This is a genomic window from Peterkaempfera griseoplana (assembly GCF_001418575.1).
Classification (GTDB): domain Bacteria; phylum Actinomycetota; class Actinomycetes; order Streptomycetales; family Streptomycetaceae; genus Peterkaempfera; species Peterkaempfera griseoplana.
On sequence record NZ_LIQR01000291.1, the window covers coordinates 15,574 to 29,586 of the forward strand.

Annotated in this window: 16 protein-coding genes; 10 read left to right on the forward strand and 6 right to left on the reverse strand. The window is 73.1% G+C overall.

What is annotated here, in order from left to right; genetic code table 11:
• Positions 1-165 precede the first annotated feature (165 nt).
• The 6 genes from AOK09_RS21470 (at position 166) to AOK09_RS21495 (ending at position 5,946) form a co-directional block, all read left to right on the forward strand.
• Positions 166-621: a hypothetical protein gene (locus AOK09_RS21470; protein WP_157875983.1), complete on the forward strand. Its 456-nt coding sequence runs from the start codon at positions 166-168 to the stop codon at positions 619-621.
• Between the two features lie 541 nt (positions 622-1,162).
• Positions 1,163-2,107: an NADP-dependent oxidoreductase gene (locus AOK09_RS21475; RefSeq protein WP_055588851.1), complete on the forward strand. Its 945-nt coding sequence runs from the start codon at positions 1,163-1,165 to the stop codon at positions 2,105-2,107.
• A complete protein-coding gene (locus AOK09_RS21480) occupies positions 2,104-2,715 on the forward strand; it encodes an HD domain-containing protein (RefSeq protein ID WP_055588852.1) in 612 nt (203 codons plus the stop codon). Before AOK09_RS21475 ends, AOK09_RS21480 begins: the two co-directional genes overlap by 4 nt.
• A gap of 293 nt (positions 2,716-3,008) precedes the next feature.
• A complete protein-coding gene (locus AOK09_RS21485; RefSeq protein ID WP_079063287.1) occupies positions 3,009-3,767 on the forward strand; it encodes a DUF3592 domain-containing protein in 759 nt (252 codons plus the stop codon).
• Between the two features lie 298 nt (positions 3,768-4,065).
• Positions 4,066-4,926 (forward strand): LysR family transcriptional regulator, encoded by an 861-nt coding sequence (locus AOK09_RS21490; RefSeq protein ID WP_055588854.1) that lies wholly within the window; start codon positions 4,066-4,068, stop codon positions 4,924-4,926.
• 132 nt (positions 4,927-5,058) lie between these two features.
• Positions 5,059-5,946 carry an NAD-dependent epimerase/dehydratase family protein gene (locus AOK09_RS21495; RefSeq protein WP_055588855.1) on the forward strand — a complete coding sequence of 296 codons (888 nt, stop codon included), beginning with the start codon at positions 5,059-5,061 and terminating at the stop codon, positions 5,944-5,946.
• 84 nt (positions 5,947-6,030) lie between these two features.
• Here AOK09_RS21495 and AOK09_RS21500 read toward each other — a convergent pair whose 3' ends face one another.
• Positions 6,031-6,609, reverse strand: coding sequence for a TetR/AcrR family transcriptional regulator (locus AOK09_RS21500; RefSeq protein WP_055588856.1), 579 nt, complete (start codon positions 6,607-6,609; stop codon positions 6,031-6,033).
• 55 nt (positions 6,610-6,664) lie between these two features.
• Here AOK09_RS21500 and AOK09_RS21505 point away from each other — a divergent pair, with 55 nt between their 5' ends.
• The gene (locus AOK09_RS21505; protein ID WP_055588857.1) at positions 6,665-7,156 is read left to right on the forward strand and encodes a GNAT family N-acetyltransferase; all 492 of its coding nucleotides are present in this window, start codon (positions 6,665-6,667) and stop codon (positions 7,154-7,156) included.
• An 88-nt stretch (positions 7,157-7,244) separates the two neighbouring features.
• On the opposite strand, the gene AOK09_RS21510 is transcribed toward AOK09_RS21505, so the two are convergent.
• Positions 7,245-8,099 (reverse strand): NAD-dependent epimerase/dehydratase family protein, encoded by an 855-nt coding sequence (locus AOK09_RS21510; RefSeq protein WP_055588858.1) that lies wholly within the window; start codon positions 8,097-8,099, stop codon positions 7,245-7,247.
• Between the two features lie 128 nt (positions 8,100-8,227).
• Here AOK09_RS21510 and AOK09_RS21515 point away from each other — a divergent pair, with 128 nt between their 5' ends.
• Positions 8,228-9,058, forward strand: a complete 831-nt coding sequence (locus tag AOK09_RS21515; protein ID WP_055588859.1) for a helix-turn-helix transcriptional regulator — start codon at positions 8,228-8,230, stop codon at positions 9,056-9,058.
• A 14-nt stretch (positions 9,059-9,072) separates the two neighbouring features.
• On the opposite strand, the gene AOK09_RS21520 is transcribed toward AOK09_RS21515, so the two are convergent.
• The 3 genes from AOK09_RS21520 to AOK09_RS21530 all read right to left on the reverse strand — a co-directional run bounded on the left by AOK09_RS21520 (position 9,073) and on the right by AOK09_RS21530 (position 11,514).
• Complete coding sequence (locus tag AOK09_RS21520; RefSeq protein ID WP_055588860.1) at positions 9,073-10,005, reverse strand: MOSC domain-containing protein; 933 nt, start codon at positions 10,003-10,005, stop codon at positions 9,073-9,075.
• A gap of 177 nt (positions 10,006-10,182) precedes the next feature.
• Complete coding sequence (locus AOK09_RS21525) at positions 10,183-10,677, reverse strand: nucleotidyltransferase domain-containing protein (protein WP_055588861.1); 495 nt, start codon at positions 10,675-10,677, stop codon at positions 10,183-10,185.
• Positions 10,678-10,839: 162 nt separating this feature from the next.
• On the reverse strand, positions 10,840-11,514 hold the full coding sequence (locus tag AOK09_RS21530) for an alpha/beta fold hydrolase (protein WP_055588862.1): 675 nt from the start codon (positions 11,512-11,514) through the stop codon (positions 10,840-10,842).
• A 288-nt stretch (positions 11,515-11,802) separates the two neighbouring features.
• Between AOK09_RS21530 and AOK09_RS21535 the strand changes: the two genes are divergently transcribed.
• Positions 11,803-12,021 carry a PLDc N-terminal domain-containing protein gene (locus tag AOK09_RS21535; protein WP_055588863.1) on the forward strand — a complete coding sequence of 73 codons (219 nt, stop codon included), beginning with the start codon at positions 11,803-11,805 and terminating at the stop codon, positions 12,019-12,021.
• A 339-nt stretch (positions 12,022-12,360) separates the two neighbouring features.
• Here the strand turns inward: AOK09_RS21535 and AOK09_RS21540 are convergent, their stop codons facing one another.
• The gene (locus AOK09_RS21540) at positions 12,361-13,110 is read right to left on the reverse strand and encodes an SDR family oxidoreductase (RefSeq protein ID WP_055588864.1); all 750 of its coding nucleotides are present in this window, start codon (positions 13,108-13,110) and stop codon (positions 12,361-12,363) included.
• 70 nt (positions 13,111-13,180) lie between these two features.
• Here AOK09_RS21540 and AOK09_RS21545 point away from each other — a divergent pair.
• Positions 13,181-14,013 (forward strand): LysR family transcriptional regulator (locus tag AOK09_RS21545; RefSeq protein ID WP_055588865.1); only part of this gene is annotated, 833 nt, incomplete at its 3' end.

Genomic DNA, 14,013 nt, shown 5'->3' on the forward strand with positions numbered 1-14,013 from the left:
CCCTCGCTTGGCCCGCAAGATCCAAAAAATCGAGTGCACCGTATAGGAACCATGATCAGCAAAGCAATAGTCAACTTCTGCTCTGCTCAGGCAAATTAAGCAGCTTGACCAGCTGATCACCCATGTGATCAACTCCGTCGGCTGAACCATCACAGGAGGCTGATCATGGCAGGGACTGCGGGGCGACGACGGGCCGTGCTCGCACTGGCGGCGCTCGCACTGACCGCGACGGCGGGGTGTTCCTCCGCGGGCTCCACGTCCTCGTCCCCGTCCGCGACCCCGGCGACCGGTGCCCCGCGGGCGTATGCCACCGACCCCGGCAAGGGCGGCCCCTGCCGGGCGACGATGGATCACATCACCGCCGTCGGCAAGAAGATCACCGCCGACGCCAAGGACCGGAACAAGGCCGCAGCCGACCTCCAGGACGCCGCCGACCAGTTCACCGCCGACGCCGAGGACATCAAGAACCCCGAGGCCAAGCAGGCCGCCAAGCAGCTGGGCACCGTGTACCGCGGCCTCGCCGACGGCGCCAGGAACAACCGCAGCCCCGACCTCAAGACCCTCCCGGGTCAGGTCCAGAAGGCGGTCTCGGCGCTCAGCACCTGCGCGGCGAGCGAGTAACCACCCCCGCCCGCCGGCACGGTACGCCAGGGCCTCGCAGACGACGGCGGTCCGCCTCCCGCCGCGCGCCCCCGCACGGGTGGGGTCCGGGCACCCTTCTCCGGCATGCGGCTTCCGGCCGTGTCGTGTCCTTCAGTGCCCTGCCGTGCTCGCTCACCCGTACGCGGCGGCTTTGCCCGTACTCATAGGCGACCCGTGACGGCGATGCGCCCCGGCCGGCCCGAGCTGGACCGCACAGGCGGTCGCCTCCTCCGGTGTCCTCCACCGGTGCTCAGCGGTGCCCGGCTACCGATGCGTCCGGCCCAGCGCAGCACCGGGCAGGCCCACCCGACGCCCCCGCCGGGTCGACGGCCTCCGCACCCGGCTGTCCGGCCCCACCGGGGGGGCTGGCAAGTGGCTCAGCCCGCCGCCTCGGAAATGGCCCACGCGGATGGACTTGCTGGGGCATACGGTCGAGATCACGGCACATCCGGTGCCCCGTCGACCCGGGCGGGCATCCACAGTGCCTGATCCCCGCTGCCCAGCCCCCAACGGAACGCCCATGCAAGCCATCATCGCCCGCGACCGTGACGCCGGCGCCGCCGGACTCACCCTGGCGGAACTGCCCCCTCCCCATGCCGCCGAGAACGACGTCGTGGTCCGCGTGCACGCCGCGGGGTTCACCCGCGGAGAACTCACCTGGCCCGCGACGTGGACCGACCGCGCCGGGCGCGACCGTACGCCCAGCGTGCCCGGACACGAGCTGTCGGGGGTGGTCACCGAGCTGGGGTACGGCACCACCGGCCTCACCGTCGGCCAGCGGGTCTTCGGCCTGAGCGACTGGGCCCGTGACGGTTCGCTGGCCGAGTACACCGCGGTGGAGGCCCGCAACCTGGCCCCGCTTCCCGCGGACATCGACCACACCGTGGCCGCGGCACTGCCGATCGCGGGGCTGACCGCCTGGCAGGGCCTCTTCGACCACGGCCGGCTCCGGACGGGGCAGACCGTCCTGGTGCACGGCGCCGCCGGCAGCGTCGGCTCGATCGCGGTGCAACTCGCTCACGGGGCGGGGGCGCGGGTGATCGCCACCGGGCGGGCCGCCGACCGGGACACCGCCCTCGGCCTGGGTGCCGACACCTTCGTGGACCTGCAGGCGGACCGGCTGGAGGACACCGGGGAGGTCGACGTCGTGTTCGACGTGATCGGCGGCACGGTCCTCGACCGCTCGGCCGCCCTGGTACGCGCCGGCGGCATCCTCGTCACCATCGCCGCGCCGCCCACGGTCAGGCCGGCGGACGGGCGGGCCGTCTTCTTCGTCGTCGAACCCGACCGGGCCCGGCTTGCCGACCTCGCGCAGCGAGTGCGGGACGGCCGGATCAAGCCGGTCATCGGGGAGGTACGCCCGCTCGCCGAAGCGCCGGCGGCCTTCGCCCCCGGCCGCCGCAGTCCGGGCAGGACCATCATCCGCGTCGTGTCCGACAGCTCCACGGAAACAGGCCCCCGGTGACCCGTACGTCGCTCGACGCGCTCCCCTTCCCCGACGGTGCCACGGCGGCCGCCGCCCTCGAGGTGGCGACCGCCTACCACTCCCCCGCGCTGCTCAACCACTCGCTGCGCGCCTATGTGTGGGCGGCGGCCCGCGGCGTGGTGGACGGCATCCCCTTCGACCCGGAACTCCTCTACGTCGCCGCGCTCTTCCACGACCTCGGCCTGGTCCCGGAGTTCGACAGCCACACCGTCGCGTTCGAGGAGGCCGGGGGCCATGTCGCCCAGGTCTTCGCGGCCGGTGCGGGGTGGCCGGCCGAGCGCCGCAGGCGTCTGTCGGACATGATCGTCCGCCATATGTGGCCGACGGTGGAGGTGTCCCTGGACCCCGAGGGACATCTGCTGAACCGGGCCACCGCCCTGGAGATCACCGGCCGGGACGCGGACGACTTCCCGGCCGGCTTCCGGGCCGAGGTGCTGGAACGCCACCCGCGGCTGGACCTCGCCGAGCGGTTCCTGGTGTGCTTCCAGTCCCAGGCCGCACGCAAGCCGGACAGTTCCGCGGCCGGTTCGGTGCGGTCGGGCCTCGCCACCAGGATGGCCGCCAACCCGCTCGACAATTCCGCCTGACGGAACGTCACCGCATCGCGGGCGGAGCCGGTACGGCCGCCGCTGCGGGCCGGCGCCGTCGGCCCCGGCGGAGATCCCACCGGTGCGCCCAGGTCCGGAGCCGTGTGCGCGGCCCCGAGCCCTGCCAGGGCGCCTGGAGAAAGGTGTCACAGGACGCCGAGCGCGGGGGTCCGTCTCCGTGCAGCCGTACGCGCCACCCGGATCGGGCCCGCGCCGGGGACCGTGAACCCCGCACCACTGCAACCGGTGCGGCTGCCGGTGAGTCTCTTCCCGTGACGGGGTGGGAGGCGCAGATGGCTGAGCGCGGATCCGTGCCGGGTAGCGGCCAGGAGGAGTACGGCCGTCCCTTTGGATGGCGGGCGGCTGCGGTCGTGCTGGCCCTTGCGGTGTGGCTGGCGTTCGGGCCACTTGGGCCCGTGTGGCTGTATCTGCTCGGCTGGGTGGTGGCACTGGCCGCGGCGGACGGTGTCCACCGGCTGGTACGCCGCCGGGGCTGGGACGTCCCTTCGCCGGCCCGCATGGTGGCCGCGCTGCTGCGGCTCGGTCCGCAGTCGTGGCTGGTGGCCCCCCGCTGGGCCCGGGTGCGCCTGCTTGCCGGGGGCTTTCTGGTGTTCGCCGCCATCGCCGGATACATGGGCCGGCAGGCCGGTGGGGAGTACCAGCTGCTGGCGAACCTCCGGGAGCAGGGCAGCAGGACCGACGCGACCGTCGTCGAGATCACCGACCGGTCGGAGGAAGGCCGGGTGCTCTCCGTGGCCGTGCGCTTCGGGACGCCGTCCGGCCCCGTGCGCGCCGAGGTCGACATCGGGTCCGACTCGGCGGACGACGCGCGGCCGGGAGCGCGCATCCCCGTCGTCTACAACCCGGCGCACCCCGCCGAGGTCCGCAGCGTCGCCTACCTCGACGGGCGGGAGGCCGACGGAGTTCTGCAGGGTTCGATCGTGACGGGGCTGCTCGCAGCGGGCTTTCTGGTGGGCACCACCCGGGAGACACTCAGAGCTCGTCACACGATCTCGCCGAACCCGCCCACCGAAGGCCCCCGGGCCGACTGATCGGCCCGCCGTCGAGCGTCGCGACACCCTCCCGACGGTCCGCCGCCCAGGTGTCGCGGACTCGTGAGCGGCCGTGACCGTACGACGGGTCCTGAACGGCCGCGGGTGCCAGGTGCGGTGCCGCGCCACGGAGCCGGGGCGGATGCCCGCGCCGGGCGGGTGCGGCCCCGGCCCCGGCGAAGCGCCGCGGCGCCGCCCGGCCCCTGGGCGGATCCGCTCCCGGCGGGGGCCGGTGCCCTCCCCGACGGGCGAGCCCCCGCCGCGCCTACGCTGGACGCGGAGGAGGTGGCGGCGCCCCGTGGATGTCGACCTGCGCAAACTGCGCTACTTCGTGGCCGTGGCCGAGGAGTGCCATTTCGGCCGGGCGGCGGAGCGGCTGCACATCAGCCAGCCGGTGCTCTCCCGGCAGATCCGCGCCCTGGAGCAGGAACTGCACGCGGAGCTCTTCCGCCGCGACCGCAGGTCCACCGAGCTCACCGCCGCGGGCCTGCAACTGCTGGAGGACGCCCGTCCGCTGCTGGCCGCAGCGCGGGCCCTGCAGCACAGGGCGCGGCAGGCGGCCCTGGGCACGGCTGTGCTCACCGTGGGCTTCATGCCCGGGATCACCGTGACCGCGGCGGTCAGGTCGTTCAGCGCACGCCATCCGGAGCTGCGGGTCGAGGTGGTCCGCACCTCCTGGGACGACCAGGTCGAGGGCGTCCACGACGGCCGGCTGGACGTCAGTTATGTACGGCTGCCGGTCAACAGGCGGGGCCTGCGCCTGCGCCCGCTCTTCAGTGAACCGCGGGTCGCCGTGCTGCCCGCCGGTCACCGGCTGGCCGATCGGGCCTCGATCGCGGTCGCGGACCTGGCGGACGAGCGGCTGCTGCAGGACCCCGACGCCGTGCCCGAGTGGCGTGACCTGACCGGCCGTGCCCAGGACGACGGCTCCGCCGTGCGGCCTGCCTTCCGCAGCGTGGAGGAGAAGCTGGAGCATGTCGCGGCCGGCCGTGGCGTCCTGGTGCTGCCCCTGTCGACGGCGGTCTACTACGGGCACGCCGAGGTCGCCCACGTCCCCGTCGGCGACCTCGGTCCCAACGATGTCTGCCTGGCCTGGAGCGCCGACCGGGCCGCGCCGCTGCTTGAGGAGTTCGCGGACCTGGCGGCGGCGCATGCATAGGGCGCCACCTGCGGTGATACCCGCAGGACACCACAGCCGACGGAAGAGGTCTTGGACCGCCGCCGGGGTTCCGCGCCACCGTGGAGGAGAGCAGAACGCACAGCTCCGCACGCGGAAGGGAACCACGTCACCATGCAGGTCCTCCTCACAGGCGGCTCCGGCTACATCGGCCGCTCGACCATCCCCGCACTGATCAGGCACGGCCACACCGTCACCGCGCTGGCCCGCAGCGACCGTGCGGCCCACACCGTGGCGGCCCTGGGCGCCGTACCGGTGCACGGCAGCCTCACCGACACCGAGGTGCTCCGCGAGGCGGCACGGCAGGCCGACGCCGTGATCCACCTCGGCTCGGACCTCGGGGGCGACACCGCCGAGGTGGACCGCGCGGCCGCGGCCGCCCTGCAGGACGGCGCCGGCGGCCGCCCCTATGTGCACACGGGAGGCGTCTGGGTCTACGGCGACACCAAGGGGACGGTGGACGAGGACGCACCGCTGAACCCCCCTGCCATCACCGCCTGGCGGCCGGCCAACGAGCGGGAGGTGCTCGCCCGCGCGGACGAGGGCGGACACCCGGTGCTGCTGATGCCCGGCCTGGTCTACGGCCGGTCGGGCGGGCTGGCGCAGACCTTCTTCGCGGAGCCCGCCCGCACCGCCGGCGCGGTCCCCTGCATCGGCGACGGCGCCAACCACTGGGCCCTGATCCATGTCGATGACCTGGCCGAGCTCTACACCGCGGCGCTGGACGCCCCGGCCGGTTCGGTCTACGCGGCGGTCAGCGACCAGAACCCGACGCTGGCGGACATCACCCTCGCCCTCAGCCGGGCGGCGGGATGCCCCGGCCGGATCGAGACGCTGACCCTGGACGAGGCCCGCACCCGGATGGGCCCGATCGCGGAGGCGTTCGCGCTGGACCAGCAGCTCACCGGCGCCAGGGCGCGCCGGGAACTCGGCTGGACGCCGACCCGGACGGACCCGTTGGAGGAGCTGGCGAGGCCTTCGTCCGCGGCCGTCGGCGGGTGACCGGCTACCGGTCGCCGGTGACCGGTGGCCATGACCGCCGACCGGCGCGAGGCTGCACCGGCGCCGGTGAGGCGCCGGTCGGCGTCACCCCACCTGGGCCAGGTGGAGGTGGACGGCCGCGGTGGTGCGCGCGGTGGCGCCGGTGGCGAGCAGGTCCAGCATTGCTCCCCGCAGCACGGCGAGCACCAGGGTGCGCTGGGCGAGTCCGGCCTCGGTCTCCCGCAGGGCGGCGGGCTGGGCGGCGGCGAGCAGGGCGAGCCAGTCGTCGACCGTGTCCCGGGCGAAGGCGGCCCAGGGTCCGTCCGGGTCGGTCAGGGAGCGGGCGTAGCTCTCCACCCACAGTTTCAGCAGGCCGCGGTGGGTGTCGTCGCTGAGCCACTGCCACAGTTCCCGGGCGGCGGTCTGCAGGCCGCCGGGTCCCTGGTGGGTACCGGCGATCCGCTGGATGTGCGCGAGTTCATCGGCTCTGGCACGGGCGAGCAGGGCGCGGATGAGTCCGTCCCTGCTGCCGAAGAGGTAGAGGATCACCCGGGGACTGGAGTGGATCTCCTCCGCGAGGGGGCGGAGGGAGAGGTCGACCAGGCCGCTGCGCAGCGCATGGGCGTAGGCCGCTTCCAGGAGTTCCCGGCGGCGGGGCGAGGGGGTTGGCTCGGGTCGGGTCACCCGGATAGTCTCCTACTGAAACAGTCGTTTCAGTGGAAGCGCGGGTGAGGACCTGATGGTCGGACGTGAGGTGGGCCTGCGGCCGTTGGACCAGCCCGGCGACCTGGGCTGGGTGGTGATGGCGCACGGCGAGTTCTACTCCCGGGAGTTCGGCTGGGACACCGGCTTCGAAGCGCTGGTCAGCCGCATCGTCGCCGACTACGCCGCCGGGCGGGAGCCGGGTCCGCAGGCGGCCTGGATCGCGGAGGTCGACGGGGTGCGGGCCGGGTGCGTCTTCTGCGTCCGCGAGGACGACAGCACCGCGAAGCTGCGCCTGCTGCTGGTCGATCCGGCCGCGCGCGGTCTGGGCCTGGGGACCCGCCTGGTACGGCAGTGCCTGGAGTTCGCCCGGACTGCCGAGTACCAAGCGATCACCCTGTGGACCAATGACGTGCTCGGCGCAGCCCGGCGCATCTACCAGGCACAGGGCTTCCGGCTCGTCGCGGAGGAACCCCATCACAGCTTCGGGCACCACCTCACCGGCCAGACCTGGCAGCGTCCCCTGTAGCGGCTCCCCGCCGGCCGCCACGGGGGCGCGCCGGCCACCCGTGCCGGCCGGCGGACCGGGCCTGCGGCACGCGCGGGGGCGAGGCCGGTTACAGCAACCCCGCGTCGCGCGCCGTCCACACCGAGGGGACCAGCGGGCGGTAGCCCAGCTCACGACGGATACGGGCCGTCGACATCACGCTGTGCCACGGGTCCGCGACCTCCTTGTCGTACGCCTCCTGGGGCACCGGCAGGCCGTGCAGCTGGAAGAGGTCGACCGTGGTGACCGGGGCTTCGTCGGCGATGTTGTAGACGCCGTGCGCCCCGGGCGCGTACAGCAGCCGCTGCAGGCCCTGCGCCACATCCACATGGTGACCCATGTGGAGGCGCTGCATGGCGGGCCAGTCGGGCGCCCACTTCATCACGTCGACCAGGTGCGGGTCGCCGTCGCCGTACACGAACGGCAGGCGGGCGATGCGCAGGTCGTCCAGGCCGTCCAGCGCCCCCAGTGCGCGCTCCGCCTCCCACTTGGACTCCGGGTAGGCGCCCCAGAGGTGGGTGCCCGGCACCGTCTCATCGCTCTCCACCAGCGCCCTGCCCCGTCCGGCGCCGTACACCAGCCCGGTGCTGACCTGCACGAACCGCCGCACTCCGGAGGACACCGCGGCCCTGCCCAGCTCGATGGCCCCGTCCCGGTTGACCGCCCGCGCCTCCTCGTCCGCCACGCCGCGGAACGCGGCGGCGACGTTCACCACCGCGTCCACCCCGGCCGTGGCCTTGCCGAGCACCTCCGTGTCGCGCAGATCGCCGACCAGCACCTGGGCACCGAGCGCGGCGAACCGCTCACCGCGCGCCGCATCCCGCACCAGGACCCGCACCTCGTCGCCGGACGCCGCGCCCTGCAGCAGCCTCGGCACGAACCGCCGCCCGACCTGGCCCGTCGCTCCCGTCACCAATGTCAGCATGGCCGCCTCCTCGTCGTCGTTGCCATGCCGGAAGCGTGCCCGGGCGGCGGCAGCGGCGGGAGAGACGCGGTTATCCAGGGACCGGCACTCCCTGGATACCTGTGCGGGTACGGGAGATCCTTGGAACCGTGGACCGCACCGAACTCGCCGACTACCTGCGCCGCGCCCGCACCCGTCTGGCCCCCCGCGACGTGGGCCTGAACGCGGGCCCGCGACGCCGTACCCCGGGCCTGCGCCGCGAGGAGGTGGCACAGCTCGCCGGGATGTCCACGGACTACTACACCCGTCTGGAACAGCGCCGCGGCTCGCACCCGTCGCGGCAGATGCTCACCGCCCTCGCCCGCGCCCTGCGGCTCACGGACACCGAGCGCGACCACCTGTTCCACCTGGTGGGCGAGGAGCCGCCCCGGCCCGGGACCTCCTCCGGCCACGTCCGTCCCGGGCTGCTGCTGATCCTGGACCGGCTGCACGACCTGCCCGCGTCGGTGCTCAGCGACTGGGGCGAGATGCTCGCGCAGAACCGCATGTCGGTGGCGCTGTCCGGGGACCACACGGGGACGAACCTCATCCGCCACTGGTTCCTGGCGCCGGGCGGACGGGACCTGGCCCCGCCCGAGAACCACGAGCAGCACTCCCGCGCGTACGTGGCGAGCCTGCGGGCGGTCACAGCGGCCCGCCCCGACGACCCCGGGCCGGCCGCCCTTGTGGCCGAACTCCGCTCCCGGTCCGAGGAGTTCGAGGTGCTGTGGCGGGCGCACGACGTCGTGTCGGAGCGTCCGTCCCCGAAGCGGTTCGTGCACCCGGTGGTCGGCGTCCTCGAGCTCGACTGCGAGGTGCTGCTGAGCGACGGCCGGAGCCAGCAGCTGGTCGTGCACTCGGCGCAGCCGGGCACCCGGACGTACGAGCGGCTCGAACTGCTGCGGGTCGTGGGCCTCCAGGACCTGACCCCCGGGCCGTAGGCAGCCTCAGCGCCTCACTGCCCGGAGTCGCCCCACTCCCGGACGACCACCTCGTCGCCGACGGAGAGCTTCCCCGGCCGCACCACGGAGAACTTGGCACCGAACACCACGCCCCCGCTCGCCGCCCGCCGGTAGTCGGCGAGCGTGCGCAGCGGTTCCGGTCCCTGACGTGCCCCGGCCTCCTGGTCGACCAGGGTGACCGCGCAGCGCACCGCGAGTTTGGCATAGCCCAGTTCGGCCTCACCGATGGTGATGCGCCGCAGGCGGTCCTCGGCATGGGGTACGTCCGCCCAGTCACCGCCACCGCCACCGCCACCGCCACCACGGACGCCGTCGCCGCCCCGGCCGTCGCCGCCGTCTTCGCCGCAGCACGGGCCGGGGGTGCCGTCGAGGACAATGTTCGGGCGGAAGCGGTTCATGGGCAGTGGCGGGGCTCCCCGATCGGCCATCCGCCGGTCGAGAAGGGCGAGGGACGAGCGGGACAGCAGGTGCACGGCGCTGCTGTCGGCGTAGCCGGAGGGACCGGGGGTCCAGCCGTCGGCGATCCGGTCGTGCTCCGGCGGCACCCGGACCAGACGGCTGGGGGTGCCGAGGAACTCCGACAGCCAGAGGGCGGCTTGGTCGCCCTGGTCGATCCCCTGGAAGGCGGCGCCGAACAGGTCGACGCGGCGGCGTGGCGCGGACGTGGTGACATCGACGAGCACCCTGCCGAAACCCCCCACGGTGTCGGCCGGGTCCAGTGTGAGCCGGCTGCCGTCCGGGCTGACGGTGGGCCGGATGAGGGCGAGGCGCGGGTGGCGGCGCTGGGTGCGGTAGGTCCCGTCCTCGGCGACGACCATGAAGCTGCGGTCGCGCGCCAGGCCCGCCGGGGTGAGAAGCGCGTCGTCCATGGAGGTGCCCGCGCACCCTTTGATCGGATAGCAGATCAGCTCTGCGACGCCGGCCATGCACTCTCCTTCAGCCGACGTCAGAGTAGGACGCCGGCGGCGGCCAGGTGGCGTCGTCGGCCTGAAGTGGCCGCGGCCACCGCGGAGGTTCGGCGGGCACCGAGGTGCCCCCACCCCTGGCTCGACGCATCGGCCCTCGGGAGTTCACGGGCCTTTGGGACATTAGGTGACGATACGTCAGAAGTGCGTGGCGACACCGAATCTCTGCCGGAGTCGGGCCATGTCCTGGCGGTCGTGGTCCTCCGGCTCGTAGCCCTGGTGGAAGTAGACCTGCTGCTCCGGTGACAGGCACGGCACCGTGGTCTGCCCGATCGTGCCCGTCACAAAGCAGGAGGCGGGATAGAAGAAGGGAGGCTCGCCGTCGGGTGCGGCCTGGACCGCGGAGCCGTCGGCGGCGAAGTCCACGGGGTGGAGATCGATCTCCCGGCCGTCGGGGTCGGTGACGACGAAGCGTACGGGCCGCCAGTCGAGCGTCTCCACGAATCCGGCGGCCGCGAGCGCGGCCATCAGCGCCGGCTCCTGGTCCGTGCGGTTCGCCAGGTCCAGATCATGGTGCTCACGGGTCTGCTCGCCCAGCAGCGCGTCGATGCCCCAGCCGCCGCCGATCCAGACGTCCACGTCCGCGTTCCGCAGCAGGGCGAGGACGGAGAGTACGTCATCCGCTGTCATCATCCGGCCGACGCTAACGCTGATCCCCCGGCGGAGCCAGTGGATTTGCCGCCGTACGGGCAGCCCGTACCGCTCGCCCCGGAGGCCCGGCGGTCCCCTTGCCCGGACCGGCCGGGTCGTCCACGCCGGTGCTGCCGGTGGCCGGAGGGACGGCCACTCGCGCCCTCAGGGCAGACGCCCGGTCAGCCGGTCGACGAGTTCGACCGGGTGCGACAGTGCGACCAGGTGACCGCCGGGGACCTCCTCCGCGCTGACGCCGAGGCGGTCACGGGCCACCCGGCGCTGGAACTCCACGGGGAAGAACCGGTCGTCCGCCCCGGCCAGCACACGCGTGGTCACCTCCGGCCACCGTGCGACGGCACAGGGCTGGCCGAACGCGATGTCAGCCTCGGGCCGCGCGTGCGCCTCTCCGGCGGCGGCGACCTCGGCCGGGACGTCATGCAGGAAGTAGGTGTCCAGGTCGAACTCCACGGCGTACCCGCCCGCCTGTGCCGCCGCGACGCGGGCAGGCTCCGACCCGGTGTTGTCCCACCACTGCCCGGGGGTCTCGCCCGGCACCGGGATCATCGCGTTGACCAGGACCAACTGGCCCACCGGCACCCGGGCGCAGACCATCGGCGCGGTGAAACCCCCCATCGACTGGGCCACCAGCACCACCCGCTCGCGGTCGCCGATCGCCTCGGCCACCGCGTCGGCGTACTCGGGCAACCCCGCGGACCCGTCGGGGCCGGGCAGCTCGACGGCGACCGCCTCATGGCCCCTGGCCTGCAACTCGGCCACCACACGATGCCAGTACCAGGCCGCACCGCCGGCCCCGGGGATCAGGACGAACACGCTCACTCCACACCCTCCAAGTAGTTCACGGAACATGGAGACCGTCGCGCACGGCGAAAGTCATCGGTGCCGACGCGATGTCCAGGTCCGCAGCCGGTCCCGCCCGGCCGGGCACGCAGCTGCGTCCGCGACAGGCCCTCGGACGTCCGGGGCCCGCCCCAGGGCCTGCCGCTGAAGTGGATCTCGGCCGAGGGTGATCACGCGAGTAGGAGAATGTCGGTAATATGATCGAATAGTGGGGCCGGGCCGTGCCGCACGCAGTCGGGCAGCAGCCCTTGCACGTGAGGTGACCCGATGACGTCGGTGCTGGTCTTTGCGATTTATGTGATAGTGGCCGGGTTGTACGTCTATGCCCTGGTCGACTGCATCAGGACCCCCTCGGCGCGCATTCGCCTGCTGCCCAAGGCGGGCTGGCTGGCCATCATGGTCCTGTTCCCGATTCTGGGCGCTGTGTTCTGGCGAAACCTGGGCAAGCAGTCCGCTCCGGTCGAGGGCCGGCCGTCTCCTGCCTGAGCTCGAGGAGCTGTCGCGACGGTGCTGGTCACCGCCACTCCTTGATGGCGGCGACCAGCACCGTCGCTTCATGGCGACAGCTGATGAGTCGCACCTTGCGGCCACGGCCCGGTGCCTCCTGAGCCGGTTGATCCCGCACTCCACCGCGTGCCGCTCGCCGTGGTCGACTTCGTCGGACTTCGGCAGCCGGCCACCGAAACGCACGGTAGCCGCCGGGACGCGGCCGACGTTCGCCTGCCGACGAGGTCAACGGCAATGCTGCGGCGTACCGCGCCGGGCCGGAGGACCTCGGGATCACCTACCCGCCCGGACAAGCCCCGCGCCCGGCCGCCTGACGGCTCACCAGGGCACTGTGCCCTCGTCGTCGGTGAAAGTGCCGGTCGGTCCGTCGGCGCCGATGGTGGCCATCCGGACGGCGGCCACAGCGCCTTCGGCGGGGGTGCGGTGGCCGCGGTGGCCGTTCAGGTCGGTGGCGACGTAGCCGGGGCAGACCGCGTTGACCTTGATGCCGTCGGGCAGCAGGTCCCGGGCGTACTGCAGGCTGAGGGCCGTCAGCGCGCTCTTCGACGTGACGTACCCGGCGGAGATCGGGATCGCCGGGCCGTCGCTGCGCTCCAGGTCGGCGTTGATGCTCAGTGAGCCCACGGAGCTGGACACGTTGACGATCCGCGGAGAGACCGATCGGCGCAGCAGCGGCAGCATCGCGTTGGTGACGGCGATCACCCCGAAGTAGTTGGTCTCGAAGACGGCGCGCAGCACGTCGAGGTCCGCCGTGCTGGGGCGCTGGTCGCCCCGGTCGCTGCCCGGACGGCCGCTGATGCCGGCGTTGTTGACCAGCGCGTCGAGCCGGCCGTAGCGGGACTCGATCTCGGCGGCGGCCGAGGAGGCCGACAGCGGGTCCGTCACGTCGAGCACGACTGAAGCCGCATCGGCGCCGCTCTCGCGCAGCTCTGCCGCGGCCTTCCGGCCGAGCTCGGCATCGCGGGCGCCGATCACGACGACGTGGCCCAGGGCTCCGAGCTGGGCGGCGATCTGGCGGCCGATGCCCTTGTTCGCGCCGGTCACCAGGGTGATCATGGTTTCGTTCATGCACCCAGCACAACACCGCACCGAACGCGCCGGCCAACACCCGTAGCGTCTCGAACGATACCCTGCGGGTATGGATGTGCCGGAGACGCGCGAGCTCACCTACTTCGTCGCCGTCGCCGAGGAACTGCACTTCGGTCGCGCCGCCCAGCGCCTGGGCATGGCGCAGCCGCCGCTGTCCCGCGCCATCGCCCAGTTGGAGCGACGCATGGGCGTGCAGCTGCTGGAACGCACCAGCCGGGCAGTGAGCCTCACCACCGCCGGCCAGGTCTTCCTGACCGAAAGCCGTAAAGCCCTGGACGCGGTCTCGGCATCGGTCCGGCGAGCGCAACGGGCGGGACGGACCGATCCGAAGCTCACGCTGGCGATGAAGCCCAACGGGGATGCAGGGCTGCTGGAGTCGATCCTGCAGCGCTACCGCCGCGATTCCGAGGCCGTCGACGTCGAGGTGATCGTCTGCGGCATCGGGGAGCAGGCTCCGATGCTGCGGGACGGAAGAGCCGATGTCGCGTTCCTGACCACGCCCTACGACGACGTCGCGGGCTTCGACACCGAACCGCTCCTGACCCAGGACCAGGTCGCCATGCTTCCCCGGGCCCACCGTCTGGCCGGCCGCGCCGCCCTGACCCTGGCCGACCTGGCCGGCGAGCAGCTGCCCCGATGGCCTGGTGACGAGGCGAACGCCCCCGACGGCCGTCTTCCCCACGTGCATGACGTCTCGCAGCTGATGCAGCTGGTTGCTCTGGGTCAGCTGGTCGCGGTGCTGCCCGAGTCGGTGCGCCGGCGCGCCTGGCCCGACGTGGTGTGCGTACCGCTGCTCGACGCACCACCCACCACGGTTGTCGTCGCCTGGCCGGAGCGGACGACATCACGTGCGGTGGCCGCACTGATCCGCGCCGGCGCGGA

What these genes read in the sequence shown, in the direction of transcription:
- AOK09_RS21470 (WP_157875983.1), top strand. Translation starts at nt 166, where the DNA reads ATGGCAGGGACTGCGGGGCGACGACGGGCCGTGCTCGCACTGGCGGCG.
- AOK09_RS21475 (WP_055588851.1), top strand. Translation starts at nt 1,163, where the DNA reads ATGCAAGCCATCATCGCCCGCGACCGTGACGCCGGCGCCGCCGGACTC.
- AOK09_RS21485 (WP_079063287.1), top strand. Translation starts at nt 3,009, where the DNA reads ATGGCTGAGCGCGGATCCGTGCCGGGTAGCGGCCAGGAGGAGTACGGC.
- AOK09_RS21495 (WP_055588855.1), top strand. Translation starts at nt 5,059, where the DNA reads ATGCAGGTCCTCCTCACAGGCGGCTCCGGCTACATCGGCCGCTCGACC.
- AOK09_RS21505 (WP_055588857.1), top strand. Translation starts at nt 6,665, where the DNA reads ATGGTCGGACGTGAGGTGGGCCTGCGGCCGTTGGACCAGCCCGGCGAC.
- AOK09_RS21510 (WP_055588858.1), bottom strand. Translation starts at nt 8,099, where the DNA reads ATGCTGACATTGGTGACGGGAGCGACGGGCCAGGTCGGGCGGCGGTTC.
- AOK09_RS21520 (WP_055588860.1), bottom strand. Translation starts at nt 10,005, where the DNA reads ATGGCCGGCGTCGCAGAGCTGATCTGCTATCCGATCAAAGGGTGCGCG.
- AOK09_RS21525 (WP_055588861.1), bottom strand. Translation starts at nt 10,677, where the DNA reads ATGATGACAGCGGATGACGTACTCTCCGTCCTCGCCCTGCTGCGGAAC.
- AOK09_RS21535 (WP_055588863.1), top strand. Translation starts at nt 11,803, where the DNA reads ATGACGTCGGTGCTGGTCTTTGCGATTTATGTGATAGTGGCCGGGTTG.
- AOK09_RS21540 (WP_055588864.1), bottom strand. Translation starts at nt 13,110, where the DNA reads ATGAACGAAACCATGATCACCCTGGTGACCGGCGCGAACAAGGGCATC.